25 protein-coding genes are annotated in these 24161 nt (G+C 53.5%); 18 read left to right on the top strand and 7 right to left on the bottom strand.

Going from position 1 to position 24161, the window contains the following annotated elements; all coding sequences use genetic code 11:
- The first annotated feature begins 102 nt into the window (after positions 1-102).
- Entirely contained in the window at positions 103-651 is a 549-nt protein-coding gene (locus tag AC6F7T_RS00355; RefSeq protein WP_500715958.1) for a TRAP transporter small permease subunit, read from the top strand.
- The gene (locus AC6F7T_RS00350) at positions 651-2045 is read left to right on the top strand and encodes a TRAP transporter large permease subunit (protein ID WP_500715957.1); all 1395 of its coding nucleotides are present in this window, start codon (positions 651-653) and stop codon (positions 2043-2045) included. Before AC6F7T_RS00355 ends, AC6F7T_RS00350 begins: the two co-directional genes overlap by 1 nt.
- A gap of 177 nt (positions 2046-2222) precedes the next feature.
- Here the strand turns inward: AC6F7T_RS00350 and AC6F7T_RS00345 are convergent, their stop codons facing one another.
- From AC6F7T_RS00345 to AC6F7T_RS00325, 5 genes are all read right to left on the bottom strand, one after another.
- Complete coding sequence (locus tag AC6F7T_RS00345) at positions 2223-3317, bottom strand: TRAP transporter substrate-binding protein DctP (RefSeq protein ID WP_500715956.1); 1095 nt, start codon at positions 3315-3317, stop codon at positions 2223-2225.
- A 119-nt stretch (positions 3318-3436) separates the two neighbouring features.
- The gene (locus AC6F7T_RS00340) at positions 3437-4522 is read right to left on the bottom strand and encodes a malate/lactate/ureidoglycolate dehydrogenase (protein ID WP_500715955.1); all 1086 of its coding nucleotides are present in this window, start codon (positions 4520-4522) and stop codon (positions 3437-3439) included.
- Between the two features lie 322 nt (positions 4523-4844).
- Positions 4845-5717 carry an NAD(+) diphosphatase gene (gene nudC, locus AC6F7T_RS00335; RefSeq protein WP_500715954.1) on the bottom strand — a complete coding sequence of 291 codons (873 nt, stop codon included), beginning with the start codon at positions 5715-5717 and terminating at the stop codon, positions 4845-4847.
- Positions 5717-6241 carry an NUDIX domain-containing protein gene (locus tag AC6F7T_RS00330; RefSeq protein ID WP_500715953.1) on the bottom strand — a complete coding sequence of 175 codons (525 nt, stop codon included), beginning with the start codon at positions 6239-6241 and terminating at the stop codon, positions 5717-5719. Before AC6F7T_RS00330 ends, nudC begins: the two co-directional genes overlap by 1 nt.
- 61 nt (positions 6242-6302) lie before the next feature.
- On the bottom strand, positions 6303-7034 hold the full coding sequence (locus AC6F7T_RS00325) for an HAD family hydrolase (protein ID WP_500715952.1): 732 nt from the start codon (positions 7032-7034) through the stop codon (positions 6303-6305).
- Between the two features lie 282 nt (positions 7035-7316).
- Between AC6F7T_RS00325 and AC6F7T_RS00320 the strand changes: the two genes are divergently transcribed.
- The 5 genes from AC6F7T_RS00320 to AC6F7T_RS00300 all read left to right on the top strand — a co-directional run bounded on the left by AC6F7T_RS00320 (position 7317) and on the right by AC6F7T_RS00300 (position 10640).
- Positions 7317-7910, top strand: a complete 594-nt coding sequence (locus tag AC6F7T_RS00320; protein ID WP_500715951.1) for a cupin domain-containing protein — start codon at positions 7317-7319, stop codon at positions 7908-7910.
- Between the two features lie 106 nt (positions 7911-8016).
- Entirely contained in the window at positions 8017-8679 is a 663-nt protein-coding gene (elbB, locus tag AC6F7T_RS00315; protein ID WP_500715950.1) for an isoprenoid biosynthesis glyoxalase ElbB, read from the top strand.
- Positions 8680-8781: 102 nt separating this feature from the next.
- A complete protein-coding gene (rd, locus tag AC6F7T_RS00310) occupies positions 8782-8940 on the top strand; it encodes a rubredoxin (protein WP_500715949.1) in 159 nt (52 codons plus the stop codon).
- Between the two features lie 439 nt (positions 8941-9379).
- Positions 9380-10285: a lipoyl synthase gene (gene lipA, locus AC6F7T_RS00305; protein ID WP_500715948.1), complete on the top strand. Its 906-nt coding sequence runs from the start codon at positions 9380-9382 to the stop codon at positions 10283-10285.
- A complete protein-coding gene (locus tag AC6F7T_RS00300; protein WP_500715947.1) occupies positions 10278-10640 on the top strand; it encodes a hotdog domain-containing protein in 363 nt (120 codons plus the stop codon). Before lipA ends, AC6F7T_RS00300 begins: the two co-directional genes overlap by 8 nt.
- A gap of 84 nt (positions 10641-10724) precedes the next feature.
- On the opposite strand, the gene AC6F7T_RS00295 is transcribed toward AC6F7T_RS00300, so the two are convergent.
- Positions 10725-10913 (bottom strand): hypothetical protein, encoded by a 189-nt coding sequence (locus tag AC6F7T_RS00295; protein WP_500715946.1) that lies wholly within the window; start codon positions 10911-10913, stop codon positions 10725-10727.
- Between the two features lie 217 nt (positions 10914-11130).
- Here AC6F7T_RS00295 and AC6F7T_RS00290 point away from each other — a divergent pair, with 217 nt between their 5' ends.
- From AC6F7T_RS00290 to AC6F7T_RS00240, 11 genes are all read left to right on the top strand, one after another.
- Positions 11131-13806: a 2-oxoglutarate dehydrogenase E1 component gene (locus AC6F7T_RS00290; RefSeq protein WP_500715945.1), complete on the top strand. Its 2676-nt coding sequence runs from the start codon at positions 11131-11133 to the stop codon at positions 13804-13806.
- A gap of 10 nt (positions 13807-13816) precedes the next feature.
- The gene (gene odhB / locus AC6F7T_RS00285; protein ID WP_500715944.1) at positions 13817-15094 is read left to right on the top strand and encodes a 2-oxoglutarate dehydrogenase complex dihydrolipoyllysine-residue succinyltransferase; all 1278 of its coding nucleotides are present in this window, start codon (positions 13817-13819) and stop codon (positions 15092-15094) included.
- Between the two features lie 48 nt (positions 15095-15142).
- Positions 15143-16552, top strand: coding sequence for a dihydrolipoyl dehydrogenase (lpdA, locus tag AC6F7T_RS00280; protein ID WP_500715943.1), 1410 nt, complete (start codon positions 15143-15145; stop codon positions 16550-16552).
- Between the two features lie 74 nt (positions 16553-16626).
- Positions 16627-17931 (top strand): peptidoglycan DD-metalloendopeptidase family protein, encoded by a 1305-nt coding sequence (locus tag AC6F7T_RS00275; RefSeq protein WP_500715942.1) that lies wholly within the window; start codon positions 16627-16629, stop codon positions 17929-17931.
- 94 nt (positions 17932-18025) lie between these two features.
- Positions 18026-19096, top strand: coding sequence for a BMP family ABC transporter substrate-binding protein (locus AC6F7T_RS00270; RefSeq protein ID WP_500715941.1), 1071 nt, complete (start codon positions 18026-18028; stop codon positions 19094-19096).
- 48 nt (positions 19097-19144) lie between these two features.
- Positions 19145-20659, top strand: coding sequence for an ATP-binding cassette domain-containing protein (locus AC6F7T_RS00265; RefSeq protein WP_500715940.1), 1515 nt, complete (start codon positions 19145-19147; stop codon positions 20657-20659).
- Complete coding sequence (locus tag AC6F7T_RS00260) at positions 20659-21729, top strand: ABC transporter permease subunit (RefSeq protein ID WP_500715939.1); 1071 nt, start codon at positions 20659-20661, stop codon at positions 21727-21729. Before AC6F7T_RS00265 ends, AC6F7T_RS00260 begins: the two co-directional genes overlap by 1 nt.
- Positions 21722-22642, top strand: a complete 921-nt coding sequence (locus AC6F7T_RS00255) for an ABC transporter permease subunit (RefSeq protein WP_500715938.1) — start codon at positions 21722-21724, stop codon at positions 22640-22642. The genes AC6F7T_RS00260 and AC6F7T_RS00255 overlap by 8 nt, the downstream gene beginning before the upstream one ends.
- A complete protein-coding gene (gene xpt / locus AC6F7T_RS00250; protein WP_500715937.1) occupies positions 22639-23166 on the top strand; it encodes a xanthine phosphoribosyltransferase in 528 nt (175 codons plus the stop codon). Before AC6F7T_RS00255 ends, xpt begins: the two co-directional genes overlap by 4 nt.
- Before the next feature lie 190 nt (positions 23167-23356).
- Complete coding sequence (locus AC6F7T_RS00245) at positions 23357-23629, top strand: type II toxin-antitoxin system prevent-host-death family antitoxin (RefSeq protein WP_500715936.1); 273 nt, start codon at positions 23357-23359, stop codon at positions 23627-23629.
- Positions 23610-23879: a Txe/YoeB family addiction module toxin gene (locus AC6F7T_RS00240; protein WP_500715935.1), complete on the top strand. Its 270-nt coding sequence runs from the start codon at positions 23610-23612 to the stop codon at positions 23877-23879. The genes AC6F7T_RS00245 and AC6F7T_RS00240 overlap by 20 nt, the downstream gene beginning before the upstream one ends.
- On the opposite strand, the gene AC6F7T_RS00235 is transcribed toward AC6F7T_RS00240, so the two are convergent.
- On the bottom strand, positions 23770-24161 hold a 392-nt coding region (locus tag AC6F7T_RS00235; RefSeq protein ID WP_500716014.1), incomplete at its 5' end, for a hypothetical protein. The genes AC6F7T_RS00240 and AC6F7T_RS00235 overlap by 110 nt on opposite strands.

Genomic DNA, 24161 nt, shown 5'->3' with positions numbered 1-24161 from the left:
GATTCGCCCATCTGACAGTTGTCAGACCAATTCGTTGTCGACGGTTTTTTCGTTCTTTTTTCAGTCCACCGACTTTCCTAACATGATTTAAAGGTTCACAGCATGCAAGCTCTCGTTCTGCTGATCCGCGCTATTTGCCGCTTCAATATTATCCTTGGGCACCTATTTTCCTGGTTTTCCCTGGGAATCGTTCTGGTCTGTTTTACCGTAGTCGTCCTGCGTTATGTTTTTTCCATGGGTTTTATCTGGCTTCAGGATCTGTATGTCTGGCTTAACGCCTTGATGTTTATGGGCATAGCCGGTTTTGCCCTGTTCAATAACTCCCATGTCCGGGTCGACATTTTCTACCGACCGGCCTCACCAAAACGCAAAGCCCTAGTCGACATGTTCGGCAGTCTCTTTTTTATCGGCCCCTTCGTTTATATTCTGTCCACCTGGAGCTGGGCCTATGTGGCCCGATCCTGGCGTTTCATGGAAGGTTCGCCCAATTTTGGCGGGATGCCCGGTCTTTATATCATCAAGAGTTTTATTCTGTTTTTTACCCTGGTCGTTGCCCTGCAAGCCCTGGCCATGTTTCTGCGTGGGATACTGGTCCTGCTGGACAAGGAAAAACTCCTCCCCGAACCTTACCGCTACAAGGAGGAGTCCTGATGGATCCGGTTTTTCTCGGGGAACTACTCTCCCTGTTGATGTTTTTTGCCATCATCGGCGTATTGATGCTCGGCTTTCCGGTAGCCTTTTCACTGGCCGGCACCTCAGTCATCTTTGCCGGTATCGGATACCTGCTCGGGGTCTTCGATCCGTCCAACTTCAACAGTCTGGCCTCCCGCTATGTCGGCGTCATGCTCAATGAGGTTCTTGTGGCAGTGCCCCTGTTTATTTTTATGGGGATGATGCTGGAACGTTCCGGTATTGCCGAAAAACTGCTGATTACCATGGGCCGGATGTTCGGCACCATGCGCGGCGGGCTGGGGTTGTCGGTGATTGTCGTCGGCGCTCTGCTAGCCGCCTCTACCGGCATCGTCGGAGCGACGGTGGTCACCATGGGCCTGCTATCACTGCCCGCCATGCTGCGGGCCGGCTACGATCCGCGTCTGGCCGGCGGCGTGATCTGTGCTTCGGGCACCCTAGGTCAGATTATCCCGCCGTCAACGGTGCTGATCTTTATGGGGGACATGCTCTCCGGCATTAATGCTCAGGTCCAGATGCAGAAAGGCAATTTTGCACCAACACCGGTTTCCGTCGGTGACCTGTTCGCCGGCGCTTTCATACCGGGCCTGCTGTTGATTGCCCTGTACATGGCCTGGATGCTGTATAAAGCTGCCTTTAGTCCACAATCCTGTCCGGCGCTGGTAGTCACCGAACAGGAAAAGAAAGATCTGTGGAAAGATATTCTGTTCAGCCTGGTGCCACCGTTAATGCTGATCTTTGCGGTTCTCGGTTCGATTCTCGGCGGTATCGCCACGCCGACAGAATCGGCATCCGTCGGTGCCGTCGGTGCCATCATTCTCGCTGCCATCCGCCGCCGCCTGTCATTAAAGAGTTTGCGTCAAACGATGCTGGCGACCGCCAACATCACCACCATGATCTTTGTTATTCTGCTCGGAGCTTCGGTCTTTTCGCTGGTTTTTCGGATGATGGGAGGAGATGAGCTGGTTGCCGAGTTTTTGCATAATCTTCCCGGCGGCAAGATGGGGGCTATCCTGTTTGTTATGCTGCTGATGTTCCTGCTCGGTTTTATTCTCGACACCTTTGAAATTATTTTTATCATTCTGCCGATCACAGCGCCGGTCCTGCTGATGATGGATGTCAATCCGATCTGGCTGGGGGTCATGGTGGCGGTGAATCTGCAGACCAGCTTTCTGACACCCCCTTTCGGTTTTTCCCTGTTCTATCTGCGCGGCGTAGCTCCGGGAAGTGTCTCAACCCGGATGATTTATGAAGGAGCGCTGCCCTTTGTCGTACTCCAGATCATTGCCATCAGCATTCTCGTCGTTTTTCCCGGCCTGGTGACCTGGCTGCCGGCGCTGATCTTCGGACGATAATAGATACGGTACGCACCGAATCGAAATCGAAATCGAAACAGATAAAAAATGAAACCCCAAAGGCAAGAACGATTTCGATCCCGATAGCGATTTCGATTGGGACAAAAGCGGCAGAGATAAGAACAGGGGGCAGGGAGTGATCGGAATCGCTCCCTGCCCCCTTGTTTAAGCGATCAATCAGCTGTACTTGATATATTTCTGACGTGCCGCAGCAAAGGCCTGGTCGACGTTCTCTGTACGAGTCTGCAACAGCGTGAGGGATTTAACAAAACTTTCCGCCGTTTCGCGGGTCAGGGCATCACGGTGCTCGCGTAACTCGTTGATAATCGCCATGGCGGCCTTGGCGCCGGCGGCAAGAATCTCTTCCGGGAAGAAACGAATATTGACGCCATGCTGCTCCACCAGGGTTTTGAGAGCAATTGGATCGTTGGCGTAGAAGTCGGATGCGACCTGGTCAAATTCAGCCTGACAGGCAACCTCCACGATCTGTTGCAGATCCTTGGGCAGGGCCGCAAATTTAGACTTGTTGACAACCAGCTCCGTTGCCAGCCCGGGCTCAATAAAGCTGGGCAGGTAGTATTCCTTACAGATCTGATAAAATCCCAGAGCCAGGTCATTGTAGGGACCGACAAATTCAGCCGCATCCAGAGCCCCCGACTGCAGCGCCTGATAGATCTCGCCGGCAGCCATATTAACCACGTTGGCACCCATGCGCTGCCACACCTGTCCACCTAAACCCGGCGTGCGGAAATTGAGCCCCTGGATATCGGCCAGACTTTTGATTTCCTTACGGAACCAGCCGCCGGCCTGGGTACCGGTATCACCAGACAAAAAGCCCTTGACGCCGAACTGATCGTAAACTTTGTCCCAGATTTCCTGCCCGCCCATGTAACGCACCCAGGCTGCCAGTTCACGCGACGTCATGCCGTAGGGCACACCGGTAAAAAAGGAGGTAGCCGGACTCTTGTTCTGCCAATAATAAGCAGCACCATGACTCATTTCCGCCGACCCTTCAATAACCGCATCAAAGGATTGCAATGGTGGAACCAGCTCTCCGGCAGAGTAAACACGGATATTGAGTCGACCACCCGACATGGCGGTAATCCGATCGGCCAGGCGCTGGGCGCCAACCCCCAAACCCGGGAAATTGCGCGGCCAGGTTGTGACCATGCGCCAGTTATAACGCTGTTGGGCAATAGCTGGTGCGGCCACTGTGGTCACCGCGACTCCGGCGCCAACGGCTGCTGTTTTGATAAAATCGCGACGCTTCATAATCGACTTGCCTCCTGATTTCCTGGTTATAGGTAGCGAAAAACGTTCTGTTTTTTCAACTATCCCTTTTAGCCGAATCCGGATCCGCCAGTCAATAGGGGCTCGATCAAAACCATGTTTTATGGAATACTTCTATAATACAACAGATCCTCGGCCATTAGTCGCTCAATCCCCACTTGTCGGGCAGAGGCAAGCAACTGCTCACAAGTGGTGTCATCTACCGGAATGCCGCTGCAACCACGTTTCGAGCGCATCAACGTTTCCGGTTCCCCCGCAACCAGAACCGGCAGTTCCGAATCTTCCGCCGGAGTGCTTTTGACATACTTGACTAGTGCCGTTATTTCCTGCTCCATCCATTGGCAATCAACCAGTCGTTGCGGATCGATGATAATCGTTGCCATGTGATTGATAATCCCTCCCATCCGGGGATTTTCAGGCTGGATGGTTCCGCCGCCGGTCAAGACTCCGGCCAGCAGCTCACAGAAAAAAGCGATCCCGTATCCTTTGTGCTGCCCCAGAGAGGTTATGGCGCCGTAGGGCTCAACAAACATCACCGACGGATCGGTGGTTGGCCGCCCACAGCCGTCGTAGAGGGTCTCTGCAGCAACCTCTTCACCCTTGTTCATCGCCACGCGCATCTTGCCCAGAGCGACTTTACTGGTTGCCATATCAAGCAGAATAGGGGCGTTGCCAGTCGTTGCCGGCATGGCAAAACAGATCGGATTAGTGGAATAGCGAGCCGCAGTACCACGATAAGGAGCAACCAGGGGGCGGTGATCGACCACATTAACAAAATGGAGGGAAACCATACCGGCCGCAATGGCCTGTTCCCCGTAGCTGCCGATGCGTCCCATGTGATGCGCATTACGCAACCCCATGAAAACCAGGCCGTTTTCGCGACAACGCTCGATTGCCACAGCCATGGCCTCCCGAGCCAGGCGCTGACCATAACCGCGGCGACCATCAAAGACCATCATGGCACCATGATCACGTACCGGTTGCATTTCGGCATTGGGAACCAGAGCTCCTTTTTCGATACTGCTCACATAGGTCGGCAGCATGCCAATGCCATGGCTGTCGTGTCCGGCAAGATTGGATTGAACCAGATGATCAGCAACAATTGCTGCCTCGCGACTGCTGCTTCCGGTGGCCACCAAGAGGGCTTCAGCAAATTTGTTCAGTTGTTCCGCGGGAAAGTGCTTCATGAACTGCCTCGTTTTTCTTAAAAAGACTGGGTCGTCAGGTTTTTAACTATGTTCGTTTCCGCTCAGCACGGGATCGGGGCTACCATGACAAGGGCGTCTGTCGGCATGGACGGCGCAAGGTGGGGTCGAATGGTTATAAAACTTCTATCTATCAACGCTTGATGCTTTCACAAAAAGCAGCCGGTTGGATAGCCAAGCTCAAAGCGCCACCTACAAGGCGCGCCATGGCTGAACAATGAGGCGTACTTACCTACGTTGAAGCAGTGAGACGATGACGACTGTTTTCAGACTGGCGCAGCAGTCGGTGAGTTTTTCGACGCCATCAACGCTTGGCAAATTGCCCCGCGCGATCAATCAGATAGCGGGCAATACTGCGCGAAGGCGGCAGGATCGGTAATTGATTCAGGGTGTACCAGTCGGCGGCACAGAGTTCCTGATCGCGCAACTCGATATCGCCACCGGCATAATCGGCGACAAAGCCGCACATCAGTTGACTCGGGAAGGGCCAGGACTGACTGCCCAGATAGCGGATATTGGTAATGCTGATGCCTGTTTCTTCGGCGACTTCGCGCGCCATGGCCTCTTCCAACGATTCGCCAAACTCGACAAAACCCGCCACCAGCCCGTAACGCCCGGTGGCCCACTCCCCTTTGCGGACCAACAATAACTGATCACCGCGCATCACCAGACCAATAACACACGGGTGGATACGCGGGAAGTGATGGGTACCGCACTGCAGACAGAATTTACCCCATTCACCGGTCAGACGCGCCATTCTTCCATCACAGTTACCGCAGAAGCGGCTGGTTTCCTCCCAGTGCAGGATCATCAGACCAATCCCCCCCAGAGATGACAAGGATGCCGGCAAGGTTGGTTCGGTAGCACGCAGATGATGAGGCTCAAGCGCTACCGACAGTTCGATATCGCCTGGTACCTCCACCAGTCGGCAGGGTTTTTCTTGCCACTGCCCCAGATACAGGGCAGTGCCTGCCAATGACGGAACCGGACAGTCGCCGCTGGGGAGCTGCTCAGGCTGTCCCTTCAGGGTGAATAGCCGCAGCCCCTGCAGCAGTACCCAGACGCCATCACCTCCAGGATCCCGATCGGGAGCTGACAACTCAAAACAGCCATCGAGACAGGTGCGATTAAAGGGCAGGGTCGAGATATCCATGGCACAGACAAATTGATTCAGCATCAGACCCTCTTGTTCAAGGCATAACGCAACAGGGCGGTCTGCGTTTTGGCATCAGTAATCTCTCCTGCAGCAATCATCGCTAAAGCAGTCTCCAGATCAACCACCAGTGGCTCGATAAACTCATCCGGTTCAAGAGCGGTTTCAGTCTGCTGAAGACCAGTCGCGACAAAGAGATAAATCCTCTCATCACAAAAACCGATGCTGCTGTAGATGTAACCGAGACTCTCCAGCCCTGCGGCATGATACCCCACCTCTTCCACCAGCTCACGGCGCACGCAGCCTGCCGGATCTTCCCCCGGCTCGAGGCGTCCGGCTGGAATCTCACAGATCGTATCACCGATGGATGGGCGAAACTGACGGATCAATAGCAAACGCCCATCAGCCATCACCGGCAGCACCGCGCAACCGCCCGGATGGCGCAGAAACTCGAAGGTCGATTCGCGCCCGTCGGGCATCCGGTGCAGTTCGCGGGTAATATCAAAAATGCGTCCCTGGTAAAGTATCTCCTGTGTCAATCTGGTCATTGATATGTCCTTGGCAAATGGGTTTTGATGCAATCAGATACTTGTTACTGGAGATGATAACCTACAGCTGTTCGAGAAATATCTGCAAGGCACGATGATCACCACGGTAATGACAGGGCCATTTTTGCTCGTTGCGTTCCACCAGCCAGGTATCAACCAGAAAGGTCTGCATCCCAACCGCTGCCGCCGCCAGGTCATGACTGCTGTCGTTGCCGACCATCAGACAACGCTCGGGTGGCACATTGATCAACGTGGCAATCTCTGCAAAGTACCCGGCCTGGGGTTTGCAGTAACGGCTGTTTTCATAGCTGGTCAGATGACGAAACAAACCCAGATCGAGTTCAGCCCAGGCCATCCGCGCCTCGATCATAAAGCGGGGGAAAACCGGATTGGTTGCCAGCACCAGGGGGATATTGCGACGATGGCAATCGTTGACAATCTGCTGTGCCAGCGGAATCGGGTGAACCAGGTGGTGCAATTCATCAAGATGATGCTCGGCGTAATGCGCAAGGCTCTCTACCAGCAGGGCCTCTGCGATACCCAGTTGTTGTTTGAGCAGAGCAAACAGGCGCTGTTCATTACTGATATGACCATCCCCCTCTTCAGTGATCAACCGGCGAATGGCATCCAGCATCGCACGGGTAAAACGCCGGGGCTTGATCTGGGGCGCGCAATAGGCAGCGAGGCGCTCAACATAACGGGGGATAAAATGTTCCATCTGCACCCGCAGCAAGGTACCATCAAGATCAAACAAAATCGCCTTGATCGGTTGGCTATCCTCTCTTTTCTGCATTTTATGCTCCATCAGGACAAAGCGCTTGCCGGCAACAAGGAAAAGTCTCAGGTTGCTGGTTCTTTTCTTACCACATTCCGGTTTTTATTGGCCATGCCTCCGGTCTATTCTTCTGGCACAACAAAACTTGACTGCACCACAACCGGCAGGCTAAAAGTTTAGCTTCATCGTAACTTTTGAGTAACTTAAAAAAGTTACTTTATGACAAGACGGCGGACTTTACACAACCAGACACGTTGCCGCTCTTAACATGACAGACGGGCTGAATCTTTTAGAGGAACCATGGACGCCTTTAGAGCCGAAGTAAAAGAACTTAAAATTGGACAGACTATCCGCGATCTGCGTCAGATGCGACGGATGACTCTCCAGGATCTCGCCGTCGCAACGGAGTTGTCCAAGCCTCTGTTATCACAGATTGAAAATGATCAGGTGATCCCGCCGTTAGCAACCCTGCTGCGGATTGCAAAAGGATTGAATGTTCCGCTGCAGAAATTTTTTGAAGAGGAAGACAATACCCGCAAATGCCTGGTCGTTAAAGCTGGAGAAGCTGATCGTATGAACCGTCGTCCCAGTCATGGCGGCAAACCACAGCCATATTTTTATCACTCACTGGCCTACGGCAAACAGCATAAGCACATGGAGCCCTTCCTGGTTGAATTCGACCCCGGCCGTACTGAACAGTCGCAGCCGGTACGTCACCCCGGGGAGGAATTTTTCTATATTCTGGAAGGCACGGTTGAACTGCAGCACGGCAACGATACCTACATTCTCGAAGCCGGCGATTCAGTCTATTGGGATTCCAACGAGCCCCACAGCCTCAAAGCTCTGGGGGATAAAATCGCTCGCGGTATTGCGGTACTCTACACTAAAACCTGATCAGCGCTTTCTGCTTCCCGACCGCTGTTTTTTTGTTAGTGTTGAGTAGTATGGTTCGATAAACCTTTTTAGTCCGTTCATTTCTTTGTCTACAGGAGGTGTACCCATGGCAAAAATCGGCGTTATTCTTTCCGGCTGCGGCGTCTACGACGGCAGTGAAATCAACGAAACAGTGATCACCCTGCTCGCCTTGGATCGGGCCGGTGCAGAAGTCCTGATAATGGCTCCCAATGTTGAACAGCAGGTTGTCAATCACCTGACCGGCGAAACAGTAGCCGATGAAAATCGTAACGTTCTCCAAGAGTCCGCGCGGATTGCCCGCGGCAAAGTCACTGATATCGCCAAGGTCACTGTTGATGATTTTGATGCCCTATTTATCCCCGGCGGTTTTGGTGTCGCCAAAAATCTCTGCGACTTTGCCTTTAAAGGCCCTGATTGCAGCGTCAATCCGGATGTCGAGCGGCTGCTTAAAGCCACCGTTGCCGCCGGCAAACCGCTGGCTGCGGTCTGTATTGCCCCAGCGCTGCTGGCGAAGGTCCTTGGCAAGGATCTGCCGGGCGTCAAAGTCACTATCGGCACCGATGAAGGAACTGCTGGAGCGATCAACACCATGGGGGCGACCCATACCAACTGCCCGGTCACTGAATTTATCGTTGACGAGAAAAACCGCATCATTACTTCGCCGGCCTATATGCTCGCCGGGCGCATCAGCGAAGCGGCAGAAGGAATCGAGAAAACCGTCGGCGCACTGATGAACATGCTGCACTGAAAAGTCTTGCTGGCAAAGCAAACAAAACCGGTATTGTAATAATTAGCCGACTCTGCTATCAATCCGGGCTGTAAACCTTTCATCAAACGAGGAGCAATCATCATGCAGAAGTATCGTTGTGTTATCTGTAATTACATTTATGACCCGGAAGTTGGCGATCCTGACAGCGGCATTGAACCCGGAACCGCCTTTGCGGATATCCCGGAAGACTGGATTTGCCCGCTGTGCGGTGTCGACAAGTCAAACTTTGAACCGGCATAACCAGAATCCTGCTCAGATCGGCAAAAAGGTCCGGTGGCGCTAGTGCTGCCGGGCCTTTTCGATTTATCATGGTGGCACGCTCTCATACCCTGCAAATCATAAAATATCGCGTAACTATTCTCTGCTGTCCTTGCGCAGAGCCTTTGGATCCTGTGGCAAGGGTGTTTGTCGCCATGGACGGCGCCAACAAGAGGGCATGGATGACCCAACGGGAAACAATCGCGGCCCTTGACATAGGATCCGAAGATCCGGTGCTGAACAGATACTATATCGCAAAGATTGCGCTGGATTTTGGTGGGGCAACAAGGCATGATCAACGCTGCCCAACCGTAGTTAATCAGCATTGGTCATAACGCAGTTGACGCATCAAAAGACAAGCAAGATGCGACAGATTATGGGTCACAGGGTTCGAGTACGCTGTTGCGACAGTAAGGATACCATGAGCAAAACCGACACAAGTGGCAACTCCGCGGCTCCGGGAAATAAGCCGGATTGGTTGAAGGTTAAATTCCCGGCCGGTGAGAATTATCGCCGCATCGACCAATACCACCGCCTGCAGGGGTTGAATTCCGTTTGCCGCAGCGCCGCCTGTCCCAATCAGGGGGAATGCTGGAACAAGGGCACGGCAACCTTCATGATTCTTGGCAACCTCTGCACCCGTACCTGCTCATTCTGCAATATCAGCAACCGCAGTCCGGACCCCCCTGACCCGCAGGAAGCGCAAAAAGTCGCAGCTGCCATCACTGAACTAAAGCTCAATCACGCCGTTATCACCTCAGTGACCCGCGATGATCTGAGCGACGGTGGTGCCGCCCAATTTGCCACCCTGGTACGCGAAATCAAAAAGCGCAGCCCTCACTGTACCATCGAGCTATTGATCCCTGATCTGCAAGGGGATAAGGAGGCGCTTGCACTGATTTTGCGGGAGCAACCACACATCCTTGGACATAATCTGGAAACCGTACCACGCCTCTATCCCCAGGTACGCCCGGAAGCCGACTACCACCGTTCACTCAATCTTCTGACGCAAGTACGCACTCTGGCCCCAACGGTCATCACCAAGTCGGGTCTGATGCTGGGAATGGGAGAAGAATACGCCGAAGTAATCACTGCACTGCACGATCTGCATGACCATGGCTGCCGGATTGTCACCCTTGGTCAATATCTGGCACCAACCAGGCAGCATCAGCAGCTCAAACGTTATGTGACCCCCGCCGAGTTCGCTGATCTGGCCGCCTACGGCAGACGCCTGGGTTTTGATCATGTCGAAGCCGGCCCTTTGGTGCGATCGTCCTATCATGCTGAAGAACAGTTTATTGCCGGCAAGGCACAAACACATGGATAACTTCACCATCGTTCGGCCGGAACACCTGAATCATCACGGCTACCTGTTTGGCGGGGTCATGCTCAAATGGGTTGATGAAAATGCCTGGTTGGCAGCTTCACGCGACTACCCCGGCTGCAATCTGGTAACCATCGGGATGGCCGCATGTCGGTTCAAGCATCGGGTTAAAAATGGCTCGATTCTACGCTTCAACATGCACAGGAACAATCAGGGAAGAACCTCGGTAACCTATGATGTCAAGGTATATGCCGACGCCCCTGGAGCCTTGGGCGAAGAAGAAGTCTTCAGCACCGCCATTACTTTTGTGCGCCTCGGTGCAGACGGCGAACCTTGCAAACTGACGCAGCCGGAATAAATAATCGACAAAAAAACCGCGAGCCCCATTACAGGGTAAAACGCGGCTTGATTGAACGTTGTGCGACATCGACGACTACGCAGGTCAGGCGGTTACATCCAGATTTAAACCTTTGCCGGTCTGCCCGGCGATTTCTAAACGCTGTTGTTCATTGATTTGCATTTGCTCAGTCTTTTCAGTGGTCTTTGTCAATACGTCAAAACCTGCTTGCGTCTTGTTGTTTGTCATATCCTGATTAACCAAACTTGCTGCGGTACCAATTTCTAACGCCATGGGTTGCTCCTTTCATTCATAAAGCCGGAGTTTACCCTAGCAGAATGGCCCACAGCGGGTCAATGAAATATTTACATCCCCTAATCTGACTCAACCTTTTATCCCTTTTGATTCGGTCGTTATTGCGGCAAATGGTTGACTGCTTTATACTTGTCCGGATTTGACCACATATCAACCGAAACGGTTCACTTTTTTCCTGTTAATGGTGATTAAACAGATGAGCATCATACACAATGTCAGCCCGGAGTGGCTCGAAACCCAGTATCAGCGTTATCAGCAAGACCCATCACAGGTACCCGTTGAATGGCGTTCCTTTTTTATGGGATACGAATTCGCCGGCACACGCGATGCGGCAACTGGCGATAGTCGACCGGCGGCGGTGCAGGCCCTGATTCGCCGCTATCGGGAGCTTGGCCACATGTACGCCTGTGTCGATCCGCTGACCCCCTGCTCGCTGGATCACCCTTTTTTACGCCTGTCCGCTTTCGGTCTTGAGGATGCAGACCTGAAACGTAACTTTTCTGTTGTCGACTTTATTCTCGAACAGGCGCCCCTAAAGGACATTGTTGACATTCTCCAGCAAACCTACTGCCGCACCCTCGGCATCGAGTTTATGCATATTCCGGTTCCTGAAGAACGCAGTTGGTTACAAAAGCGGGTTGAAACCAACAGTAACAAACCAGAGGTTCCGCTGGAGAAAAAACTTTCCATTTACCATGCCCTGCTCAAGGCCACCAGGTTCGAGAGCTTCCTTCACCGTAAATTTGTTGGCCAGAAACGCTTCTCCCTGGAAGGTGGTGAGTCGGTTATTCCCTTGCTTGACCATATTGTGGAGCGTGCGGCGCAAAACTCCATTGAACAGATTGTCATCGGCATGGCTCACCGCGGGCGCCTCAATGTTCTCGCCAACATTTTTGAAAAACCGCTGGAGAACATGTTTGCTGAGTTCGGTGACAACGCCTGCTACCAGATCGTCGGCGAGGGGGATGTCAAATACCACAAGGGCTATACCGCTTACCGCAAAGTAGCCGGCCGCGAAATCCGTATCTCCCTCGCCTCCAACCCCAGCCACCTGGAAGCGGTTAATCCTGTTGTTGAAGGCAAGGCCCGGGCCCGTCAAGATCGCCACCCCAAAGACGGCCGCCGCCATATCATGCCCTTGCTGATCCATGGAGATGCCGCCTTTGCCGGTCAGGGGATGGTCACCGAAACCCTCAATCTATCGCAACTCGATGGTTACAAAACCGGCGGCACCCTCCATCTGGTCATCAACAACCAGATTGGCTTTACCACGGCACCAACCGATTCACGCTCAACCATCTATGCCACCGACGTTGCCAAAATGCTCAATGTGCCGATTTTCCACGTCCATGGTGATGATCCCGAAGCGCTGATTCAGGCTGCCAATATCGCCCTTGATTATCGTCAACGCTACCGCAGGGATGTCGTCATTGAGATAATCTGCTATCGTCGCCACGGCCACAATGAAGGCGACGAGCCCTTTTTCACCCAGCCGTTGATGTACGAAAAAATTCGCAATCATCCACCGACGGTCGAAATATATAAAAACCAGCTGCTCATGGAAGGGGTCAGCGAGGACAAGCTTGACCAGATCAGCACGGCGGTTGACAATCGCCTTGAGGAAGCCTTGGAGCGCCAGGTGTGCGGCCTCCACGAAATCTTCCTTAAGCAGTGGTCACACATCTCCCGCAATTTCAGCTTTGACCGGGTAGAGACCGGGGTAGCCCGGCAGACACTGATTGATCTGAGCAGTCGACTGACAACCATTCCTGCTGATTTTTCAGCCCACCGTAAAATCAGTGCGCTGCTAAAAAAACGCCATGCCTTAATCACTGAAGACAAAGGGATGGACTGGGGGACTGTCGAAGCCCTGGCCTTTGCCAGTCTGGTTCACGAAAGCACTTCGATCCGGTTGTCGGGTCAGGACTCACGCCGTGGCACTTTTAACCATCGTCATGCGACCCTCTACGATACTAAGGCAGCGGTTAAGTATACGCCTCTGGCAGAAATCGCCGAAAAAGCCGGGGCCCGTTTTGACGCGTACAATAGTCTGCTGTCGGAAGCTGCCGTGCTCGGCTTCGATTACGGCTACTCGGTTGAAACCCCCGACGACCTGACTATCTGGGAGGCCCAGTTCGGTGATTTTGCCAACGGTGCCCAGGTTATTATCGACCAGTTTATCGCCAGCAGCCTGGCCAAATGGGATCGCCCCACCGGCATCACCCTGTTTTTACCTCACGGGTACGAAGGGCAAGGTCCGGAACACTCGAGCGCGCGCATCGAGCGCTTTTTACAACTCTGTGCCGACAACAACATGATCATTGCCAACCCCAGTACACCGGCACAACTGTTCCACCTGCTCCGTCGCCAGGCACGTCACCGCTACCGCCGTCCCCTGATTATTTTTACCCCCAAGGCACTGTTGCGGCACCCGGCCTGCGTATCTTATCCGGCTGATCTGGAAACTGGCCATTTTGCCGAAGTACTGCCGGATCCGCAACCGCTCAAAAAATGCCGCCGGGTCCTGTTATGTTCAGGAAAAATCTACTATGAACTGGCTGAGCGCCGGGACGAAGGCAAGCACAAGGATGTTGCCATCGTCCGCATTGAACAGCTCTTTCCCTTACATACTGAGCTGCTGCAGGAGATTCTCAGCACCTACCCGAACAAGGCTGAATATTACTGGGTTCAGGAAGAAATCGCCAACGCCGGTGGCTGGGATCATCTGCGGCCACGTCTGCGGGAGCTCATCGGCAAGGACCCAATCTATGTCGGGCGCAAACCCTCTGCCAGCACTGCCGTCGGTTCGCATCGAATCCACAAGGAAGAACAGGACCAGATTCTTTTCAATGCCTTTGCAGCCCCAAAATAGAGGTTAATTTATGGAAATCAAGGTACCCCAGGTTGGCGAGTCAATCGTCGAAGCTGAAATTGCTGAATGGCTCAAAAAAGACGGTGACTACGTAGAAAAAGATGACCTGCTGTTAGAACTCGAAACCGAGAAGGTCAATGTTGAACTGAACGCCGAAGCCTCCGGAAAGTTGACCATCCTTGCTCAAAATGGTGAAACGGTGAAAATTGGTGCAGTCATTGGACGTATCGACACATCCGCCGAAAAAACCGGCAGCGCCGAAGATGCGGCCAAAGACAAGGATAAAGACAAACCTCAGCAAGAGGAACAGACCACCAGCAAAGAGACCTCTGGAGGCATAGAAAAGGATAGTACAAACAACCAGCAGGACGAGGCTAAAAGCAGCGAAAAACCGATGAACCCGGCGGTACCGAAAATAGCTGCTGAACGCGGCATCGATCCACAGCAGCTCAAAGGCAGTGGCCGCGACGGACGGGTTCTGGTTGATGACATTCCGGCCGAGGCCGAGCAGAAAGATCAATCGGAAGATCCGCAAAAACCAGCAGATACCGAGATCCAACCGGCAACCAAACCAGGCGCTGACCGCACCGAGCGAACTGAGCGCGTAGCAATGACACGCATTCGCCGCAAGATTGCTGAACACCTGCTCAAAGCTACGCAGGAAACCGCCATGCTGACGACCTTCAACGATGCCGACATGAGCCGGGTGATCGCCCTGCGCACCCGCTACAAAGAGGCCTTCCTGAAAAAGTATGATGTCCCTTTGGGCTTCATGTCATTTTTTGTCAAAGCCTGCGCCGAAGCCCTGAAAATTTATCCGGAAGTCAATGCCAGCATCGATGGCAGCGATATTCTCTACCACCACTATCGCGACATCGGTGTGGCCGTCGGCAGCAAGCGCGGCCTGGTGGTGCCGGTGATTCGCGACGCCGATCACCTCAGGTTTGATGAAATCGAAACCACCATCCGCGATCTAGCCGCCCGTGCTGACAGCGGCAAGCTGAGCCTGGACGAGCTGGAAGGAGGGACCTTCACCATCTCCAACGGCGGTATTTACGGCTCGGTGCTCTCCACGCCCCTGCTTAACCCGCCACAGAGTGCCATCCTCGGCATGCACGCGATCCAGGAGCGTGCGGTGGTACGTGACGGCGAGATCGTCATCTGTCCGATCATGAACCTGGCGCTCAGTTATGATCATCGCATCATTGACGGACAACAGGCGGTGAGCTTTTTAAAACAGGTTAAAACCTACATCGAAGCACCGGAAACCTTGCTGCTGAAGCTATAATGCGCTACGTCCCTCTTCAAACTTACGGGTTAAGGAGTTTAATTATCCATGTCTGATACACATTATGATCTGATCGTTATCGGCGCCGGCCCAGGCGGTTACGTCGCCGCCATCCGTGCCGCACAGTTGGGCTTTAACGTTGCCCTGGTGGAAAAACGTGACACTCTGGGTGGGGTTTGCCTTAATGAAGGATGTATTCCGAGCAAGGCGTTGCTTGAATCGAGTGAACATTTTGCCCGCACCCGTCACGAACTGGCAGAACACGGTGTCGATGTCGGTGAGGTCAAACTGAACTTGAAACAGATGATGACCCGCAAAGAGGAGATCGTCAGCAAGCTGACCGGCGGCATTGCCGGGCTGATGAAAAAAAACAAAATCAAGGTTTATCAGGGGGCGGCCAAACTGTTGCCTAAAGATGGCGATACCTGCCGGGTGACCATCCGGGCGGACAAGGAACAGGAACTTAGCGCCAAAAGGATCCTGCTCGCCACCGGCAGTGAAGCCATTGAACTGAAGCACCTCCCGTTTGATGGCGATAAAATCATCAACGCCCGTGATGCCCTGAGCCTGACGGACGTACCAAAGCGCCTGCTGGTAGTCGGAGGTGGCGTGATCGGCCTGGAGATGGGCTCGGTCTGGAGTCGCCTCGGCGCCCAGGTCACGGTGGTGGAAATGCTGCCCCAGATTCTGCCGCAAACCGACCCCCAAATCGCTCAAACCCTGCAGCGCAGTTTAAAAAAACAGGGGCTTGACATCCGTCTGAAGACCCGTCTGGATAACATTGCTGTGGCTGACAAAGAGATTACCGCTACCTTGAATGCTGATGACAAACTGGAAGAGGTCATCTGCGACAAAATCCTGGTCGCCGCTGGGCGCCGCGCTCGTACCGATGACTTGAATCTGGAAGTGGTCGATTTGCAGCCCAACAAGGCCGGGCAGCTTGATATTGATGAAAACTTCCAAACGACAACACCAGGCATTTATGCCATTGGGGATCTGGTCGCAGGCCCAATGCTGGCCCATAAAGCCAGTGATGAAGGGGTCGTCTTTGCCGAACGTCTGGCGGGTCAGGCGGCAACCATCAACTATCCGGGCATCCCTGCCGTCACCTACACCTGGCCGGAGGTGGCGTCGGTCGGCCATACCGAGGAGCAACTCAAGAACAAGGGGATCGCGTTCAACGCCGGCAAATTCTTCTTCAGCGCCAATGGCCGTGCCCTGTGCAGCGGCATGAGCGATGGTTTCATCAAGGTCCTGGCCACCCCTGACAGCGGACGGATTCTTGGCGTCCACATTGTCGGGCCCCACGCCTCGGAACTGATTGCCCCGGCGGCAACCGTCTATTCCTTTGGCGGCAGCATCCATGATCTGGCCGTTACCTCATTTGCTCATCCAACCCTGTCGGAAACGTTTAAAGAGGCCGCACTGGCCGTTAACAAAGAAGCTATTCATGCCTGATAGAAATCCATGGCAATACTGCTCTGTTAACCACCAAATGAAAACACCAACTGCACCTGATAAAGGATCAAGCATTGAAATCGTTTAAAAAACTGTTACTTGTCGTCGTACTGATCGCCCTGATCATCGCCGCTATCGCCTATTTTCGTGACACCGCTCCACCCCAGGTTGCTCTGACTCCGGCCAGCGGACCGGTCTCGCCGGCGACGCCCTTAAACCTGCTGGTCCGTGATGAAGGCACAGGACTTAAAGAGGTCGATGTTTATCTGGTCCAGGGAGAGCTGCGTGTTTCGTTAAGTCGCCAGGAGTTTCCAGCGCCACGGGAACAGGAGACCATCGAGCTGAGCCTGGAAGGTCTGCGCCTGCGCGAAGGAGCTTTCACCATCGAAGTCACGGCCACCGATCAAGCCATCTACCGCTTAGGTAAAGGCAACACAGCACAAGAAGTATTTGAACTGATCTATGACTCCCGCCCACCGGCAATCTCGGTGATCAGTCGTGCCCACAATTTTACCCGTGGTGGTGCCGGGCTGGTGACCTATTCCCTGGATGAGCCCGTCAAACGCACCGGGATTGTCTTCGGCGAGCACTTCTTCCCGGCGTTTCAACAGCCATCAGGCATGTATGTCAGTGCTGTGACCTTCCCCTACCATCTGGATCCCAAGGAATTCGTTCCACGGATAGTCGCTGTCGACCTCGCTGACAATGAACGCCAGGCCGGCATTTATTACCGTGCCAACAACCAGCAATTTCGCCAGCGTCAGATTAACATCAGCGACAGTTTTCTCGACATGACCCTGCCTGAATTTACCCATCAGGTACCAAAATTCGATACCCCACTGGAGACATTTCTCTACATCAACCAACAGATCCGCAAAGAAAATCGTGCCGCAGTAGCTGCCCTGGCGGCAGAAACTGCCGGCGAGCCGTTATGGGAAGGGGTCTTCCTGCGCCAACCAAGAGCGGCGCCACTGGCGCTTTTTGCCGATCACCGCACCTATTTATATAAAGGCAAAGAGATCGACCGCACCGTTCACCTCGGCTATGACCTGGCGTCGATTGCTCAGGATGACATTGTTGCCGCTAACACCGGGAAGGTTGTCTTCAGTGATTTTCTCGGCATCTACGGACTCTGTATCGTCATTGATCACGGCATCGGCATCCAGACCCTTTATGCCCACTTGAGTCAGAGTCAGGTTGAGGTTGGTCAGCAGGTGCGTCGTGGCGACGTCATTGGCCGCAGCGGCGTGACCGGCCTGGCCGGGGGGGATCATCTACATTTTGAAGTTCTGGTTAACGGCATTCCGGTACAGCCGATTGAGTGGTGGGATGCCAACTGGCAGCACAACAACATCGACAGTAAACTGCAAGTGGAATAATTGTTTTGCCGGCTCTTGCGGCCAGTTTGACTTGCAACAGCGGCTGCTGTGGTAATTTTTCCCCTTTTCTCTCATGTGTTAGAAGGATGATCCGATGAAAAAAACAATGGTAATGGCACTGGTTATACTCCTGTGCGGATTTGCTGGACAGGTTCTGGCACAGGACAAGCAAATCAAGGCAGGCTTCGTCTATGTTGGTCCCGTTGGTGATGCCGGCTGGACCTATGCCCACGACCTCGGCCGACTGGAGATGGAGAAACTCCCCTTTGTCGAGCCCTCTACCTATATCGAGTCGGTTCCCGAAGGGGCTGAATCGGCCCGGGTCATTAACGGCCTCGTTCGACGCGGCCATAATCTGATATTGACGACAAGTTTCGGCTACATGGATGCCACTATCGATGTTGCCAAGCGCAACAAAGATGTGATCTTCATGCATTGTTCGGGCTACAAAACCGCCGAGAATGTCGGCACCTACTTCGGACGCATGTACGAGCCACGTTACCTCTCCGGCATCATCGCCGGTAAAATGACAACCAAAAACATCATCGGCTATGTCGCCGCCTTCCCGATTCCGGAAGTTATCCGCGGCATCAATGCCTTCACCCTCGGGGTTCGCAGCGTTAATCCCGAAGCTCAGGTCCGGGTTGTCTGGACCCAGACCTGGTTTGATCCGGGGGTCGAGCGGGATGCCGCCGACAGCCTGCTGGATGTCGGTGCCGATGTCCTCGCCATGCATCAGGATGCTCCGGCAACCCTGCAGGCCGCTGAAGCTCGTGGCGCCTACGTCATCGGCTACAACAGTGACATGCGCCACTTTGCTCCCAACGCCTTTTTGACGGCGCCGGTCTGGAACTGGGGGGCTCTTTATACCCAATTAGCTGAAGCAGTGCATAACGGCACCTGGAAATCGGAACAGATCTGGTGGGGGGTTAAGGACGGCCTTGTGGGTCTGGCCGATATCCATGCCAAGGTTCCTGACGACGTTAAAGCGCTGGTGCAGGAGCGCACCGCAGCCATTGTCGCCGGCACCCTTCATCCCTTCACCGGGCCGTTGAAAGATCGCGATGGTAACCAGGTCCTTGGCGCAGGCGAGACCATGAGCGATGGTGAGATGCTGAGCATGAACTTCTTTGTCGAAGGTGTTCAGGGGACTCTTAGCAAATAAATCGACCTCCTACGACGGCACGCCCGGTAACGGGCGTGCCGATTCTTTATGCCAGAACTGCTGCAGATCCAGAATATCAGAAAAACCTTTCCCGGCGTTGTTGCTCTTGACGATGTCTCCTTTACTGTTGCGCCTGGCGAAATCCACACCCTACTGGGCGAAAACGGCGCCGGTAAGAGCACCCTGATGAATGTCCTGACCGGGCTTTACCATCCTGACTCCGGACACATGCAGCTGGCCGGCGAGCCAGTCCATTTCACCAGTCCCCGTGATTCCCTGTCACGCGGTATCGGCATGGTCCATCAACACTTCATGCTGGTTCCGGCGCATAGCGTCTTTGAAAATATTCTTCTCGCTCTGGATAGGGTTCCCCAGTTCTATGACCGCAAGCACTATCAACAGAAAATGCAGAAACTGATCGACACTTTTGAACTCGATCTTGATCTGGATGCCGAAGTGTGGAAGCTATCCATCGGCGCCCAGCAATGGATTGAGTTGATCAAGCTGTTGCTGCGCGATTGTCGTTTGCTGATCCTCGATGAACCGACAGCGGTTCTCACTCCCCAGGAAACCGACCGCCTGTTCAAGGTGCTGCGCCTGTTACAACAACAGGGGAAAAGTATCATCTTTATTTCCCACAAGATGCGTGAGGTCATGGAGATTTCCGACCGGGTGACGATACTGAAAAAAGGGAGCAGCATCGCCACCCTGAAGAGGGCTGAGTTCAATGCTGACATCCTGGCAAGGCTGATGATCGGTCAGGATCGCATCCCCGAGTGGCAAAAGAACCTGCAGATGTCGGAAAAAATCGTCCTTGATATAAGAAACCTCTCAGTGCGCAATGATCGTGGTCTGGCAGATCTTGATGATTTCAGCCTGCAGCTAAAAGAAGGTGAAATCCTCGGTATTGCCGGGGTCGCCGGCAACGGCCAGAAAGCTCTGGCTGAGGCGCTGACCGGGCTTAAGGAAATAAACAAGGGAAAGATTTTCGCCGGTGATATGGATATGACCCACAGTACTGCCCGCGCCTCTTATATTTCCGGTATTGCCCACATTCCGGAAGACCGTAAAAGCATCGGCATCGCCCCCGATCTCGATGTTGCCGACAATCTGATCATGAAGAGTTTTAAAAATTCCCTTTTTCGGCGTGGGGTTTTCCAGAATCGCCGTGCCATTCGCCGCAATGCTGAAGAAAAAGTATCACGCTTTGCGATCAAAGCCGGTCCCGAAGGATCACCGGTACGCTATCTCTCCGGTGGTAATATTCAAAAGGTCATCATTGCCCGGGAACTGTCCGAACAACCACGGGTGCTGGTAGCCCTTTACCCCACCCGCGGTCTGGATATCGGCAGTGCCGAGTATATTCACAAGGTCATTGTCGATGGTGCCGGACGGGGCATGAGCACGATACTGATCGCCGAAGATTTGGACGAACTGCTCAAACTCAGCGACCGCATTGCCGTGATGTTTCGCGGCAGATTGATCGGCTATGCCGATCCACGCCGGACCAGCCGCGAAGAGATCGGTCTGATGATGAGCGGTGAACAGCGGGAACAGCCCTGATGAAACTCGTCATTGAACGGCGCGACACCTCATCTGCCCTGCTCCACTTTAGCGCCCCGATGGTCTCTATCGTGGTCGCCCTGCTGTTTGCCGGAGGGCTGATTCTGGCCGCCGGCATCAACCCTTTAGATGCCTATCGCGAAATCCTTTATGAGGCAGTCGGTTCAACCTACGGTCTCTCTGAAACCCTGGTCAAAGCAACCCCCTTGATCTTTGCCGGACTCGGTGTCAGCCTGGCTTTTCGTATGCAGATCTGGAACATTGGCGCCGAAGGACAGATCTACATGGGGGCGATGGGAGCGACATGGGTGGCCCTCTTCTCAGGGCTGGAGAATCATTGGCTGCTGATGATCACCATGTTCTGTGCGGCCTTTATCTGTGGTGGTCTCTGGGCCGGGGTTGCCGGCGTGCTGCGCGCCCGCTGGCGGGTCAACGAAGTCATCGTCACCCTGATGATGAACTATATCGCCATTTTATTTGTCAATTATCTTATTTACGGTCCCTGGCGTGATCCACAAGGGTTTAATTTCCCCCTGACTGCCCAGTTCTCTGAGGCAGCCCGTTTCGCCAATTTTTTTGATACCCGGCTTCATAGCGGATTTTTTCTTGCCTTGTTCTGTGCGCTGTTGCTCTATCTGTTAATGGAACGCACCGTCTGGGGCTATCAGATCAAGGTCATCGGCAGCAATCCGCAGGCCGCCCGTTATGCCGGGATGCGCACCGGCGTCGCCATCTTTGCCGTGCTTTTTCTCAGCGGTGCGATTGCCGGAGTTGCCGGCTTAAGTGAAGTTGCCGGCCTTCAGTATCGTCTTCAGCACGGTATCTCATCCGGTTACGGTTATACCGCAATTATTGTCGCCTGGCTCGCCCGACGCAGCGCCCTGGGCGTCATCATTGTCTCCTTATTGATGGGTATCCTGCTGGTCGGTGGTGACAGCCTGCAGATGCTGTGGCAGTTGCCTATTGCCTTTGTCTATGCTTTCCAGGGATTGATCCTGTTTTTCCTGCTCGGGTCCGATTTTTTCATCCAGTATCGAGTCAAGCTGATCAAAGGAGCACAAGGTGGTTGAAATTCTGCTTGATGCAACCGTGCGCGCGGGCACCCCGATTCTGTTCGCGACCCTGGGTGCGATCCTGAATGAACGGGCAGGTATTATCAATCTGGGCATTGAAGGATTGATGCTGATCGGTGCCCTGGCTGGTTTTGCCGGCACCTTCTATTCAGGTTCGCCATTGATCGGTATCCTGGCGGCATTTGCTGTCACCTTTGTCGCCGGAAGCATTCATGCGCTGATTACCGTACAGCTGCGCGGTAATCAAATCGTCAGCGGACTGGCTCTAACCATGTTCGGTATCGGGGTCACTGCCCTGTTCGGCCGCGGGATGGTCGGTCAAACCATCGGCGGCCTTGAACGCCTGCCGCTTCCCGGATTGTCCCAGCTACCCATTATCGGTCGTCCTTTTTTTCAGCAGGATCTGCTCATTTACACCAGCTTTGTCCTGGTGTTTGTGCTCTGGTTTTTTCTTTATCGCACCCGTACGGGTCTTGCCCTGCGGACGGTCGGTGAGAATCCGGCGGCGGCCGACACCTGTGGTATCTCGGTCAGTCTGTATCGCTTTTTTGCCGTCACCACCGGCGCCGGTCTGGTAGGCATCGGTGGTGCCTACTTAAGCCTGGCAATGACTCCTATGTGGATTGAAAACATGTCTGCCGGACGCGGCTGGATCGCCGTCGCCCTGGTGATTTTTTCCGGCTGGTCAAGCGGTAAAGCCATGTTCGGCGCCTATCTGTTCGGTGGAATCACCGCCATGCAGCTGCGTTTCCAGGCAATAGGCACTGACATCAGTACCCATATCCTGCAGATGCTCCCCTATGTTTTTACTATCCTTGTCCTGGTAGTATCAACCATCCGTCTGCAGAAAGGGTCCAGCCAACAACCCCAGGGGCTCGGTTTGCCCTATGATCGAGAGGATCGCAAATGACAGTTACCCAGGAGCTACTTGAACGTTTTCGTCGGGAAGGCACGATTCAGGGGGATGTCGTCAAGGTCGACAGTTTTCTCAACCACATGGTTGATCCATTATTGATGGAGAAGATCGGCCAGGATCTGGCTGCACGCTTTGCCAACCAGCAGATTGACAAGATCATCACTGCTGAAAGCAGTGGCATCATGATCGCCCAAGCGGTTGCCACCGCAATGAAAATTCCCTTTATCTTTGCCAAGAAAAAACGTTCCATCACCATGAAAAAGTTCTATACCGCCAGCAGTTATTCCTTTACCAAGCAGGAAGCGACAACCCTTTACGTTTCCCACGAGGTGTTGCAACCCGGCGAGAAGGTTCTGTTTATCGATGACTTTTTCGCCAAGGGAACAACCCTTAAGGCCCTCTCCGAAATCATCCGCCAGGCACGGGCCGAGCTGGTTGGCTGCGCGGTCATTGTCAACAAGTCAAAACGTGAGGATATCCTGTCGGTTCTTCATCTGGATGAATTGAAGGCGCTGTAACAATCCTGAAGGGTCTAAAGTTCTGCTAACGGTTCGCAATAAGCGCTGGCGAAGTGAAGGCACGGCCTACTACCGCAATTTGATTTTGTTTTTTGGGGAAGCACCTAGCCCCTTTCCATCCGCTTGATTGCATTGTTAGGGCCTCTCTGCTATTGTGTACGGTAATGCCGTACCGAAATGGAGGTTTTCTATGGATACTGTGAGTGTCAACAAGTTCCGGGACAATTTAAAAAACTTTGTAGAGCAAGTTACTCACCAGCATGTGCCGCTGAAAGTCACTCGCCGAAGTGGTGAGGACTTTGTGATCATTGGCGCGGATGACTGGGAACGCGAGCAAGAAACCCTTTATGTTCTGCAAAACACCAGCCTTATGAAACAAATAGCCGAATCAACTCGGACACATAGCGAGCGTTCTGGGTACACACCAACGACAGGGGAAACAAATGAGATCCTTGGTGTTTGAGGGTAACACTTGGGCCACCTATGAAGAACTTAGAGCGAAAGATAAACGTATTCATAAGGCCCTATGCACCATTTTGAAAGAAATGCTCAGAGGTGACCCTGCTACCGGAACGGGGAAACCTGAAGCTCTTCGACACAACCTTACCGGCTTTTGGTCACGCAGGCTAAGTCAAAAAGATCGGGTTGTTTACAAATACGACGATAAATACATTTATATTTTTGCAATCGGCGGACATTACGATCAATTGTGAGTCTTAACGGTTTGAGATAAGCGGCGGCGACGCGACGTGAGCGTTGCCACCACAATGGGTTTTTCAATGTTGCACAGCTGTCAATTTTTGCCGGGGAAAATCTGGGCGCAATGAATTGCGCCCCTTGTACTTGACCCTCTTTCCCATTTGTGACGCAGCGGTCAGGAAGATGATGGCATGACGATACAGGGCGGCAACTGTTTGAGGCGATAGCCGAGTTTTGCCGACCCGTCATGCCGTCGGCTTGCTGACCGGCATCCGCGTCAGCGGACCAGGAGCATG

The organism is Pelovirga sp., assembly GCF_059864205.1.
Note: the sequence above shows the minus strand (reverse complement) of the source record. Positions and strands in the feature narration are given on the sequence as shown.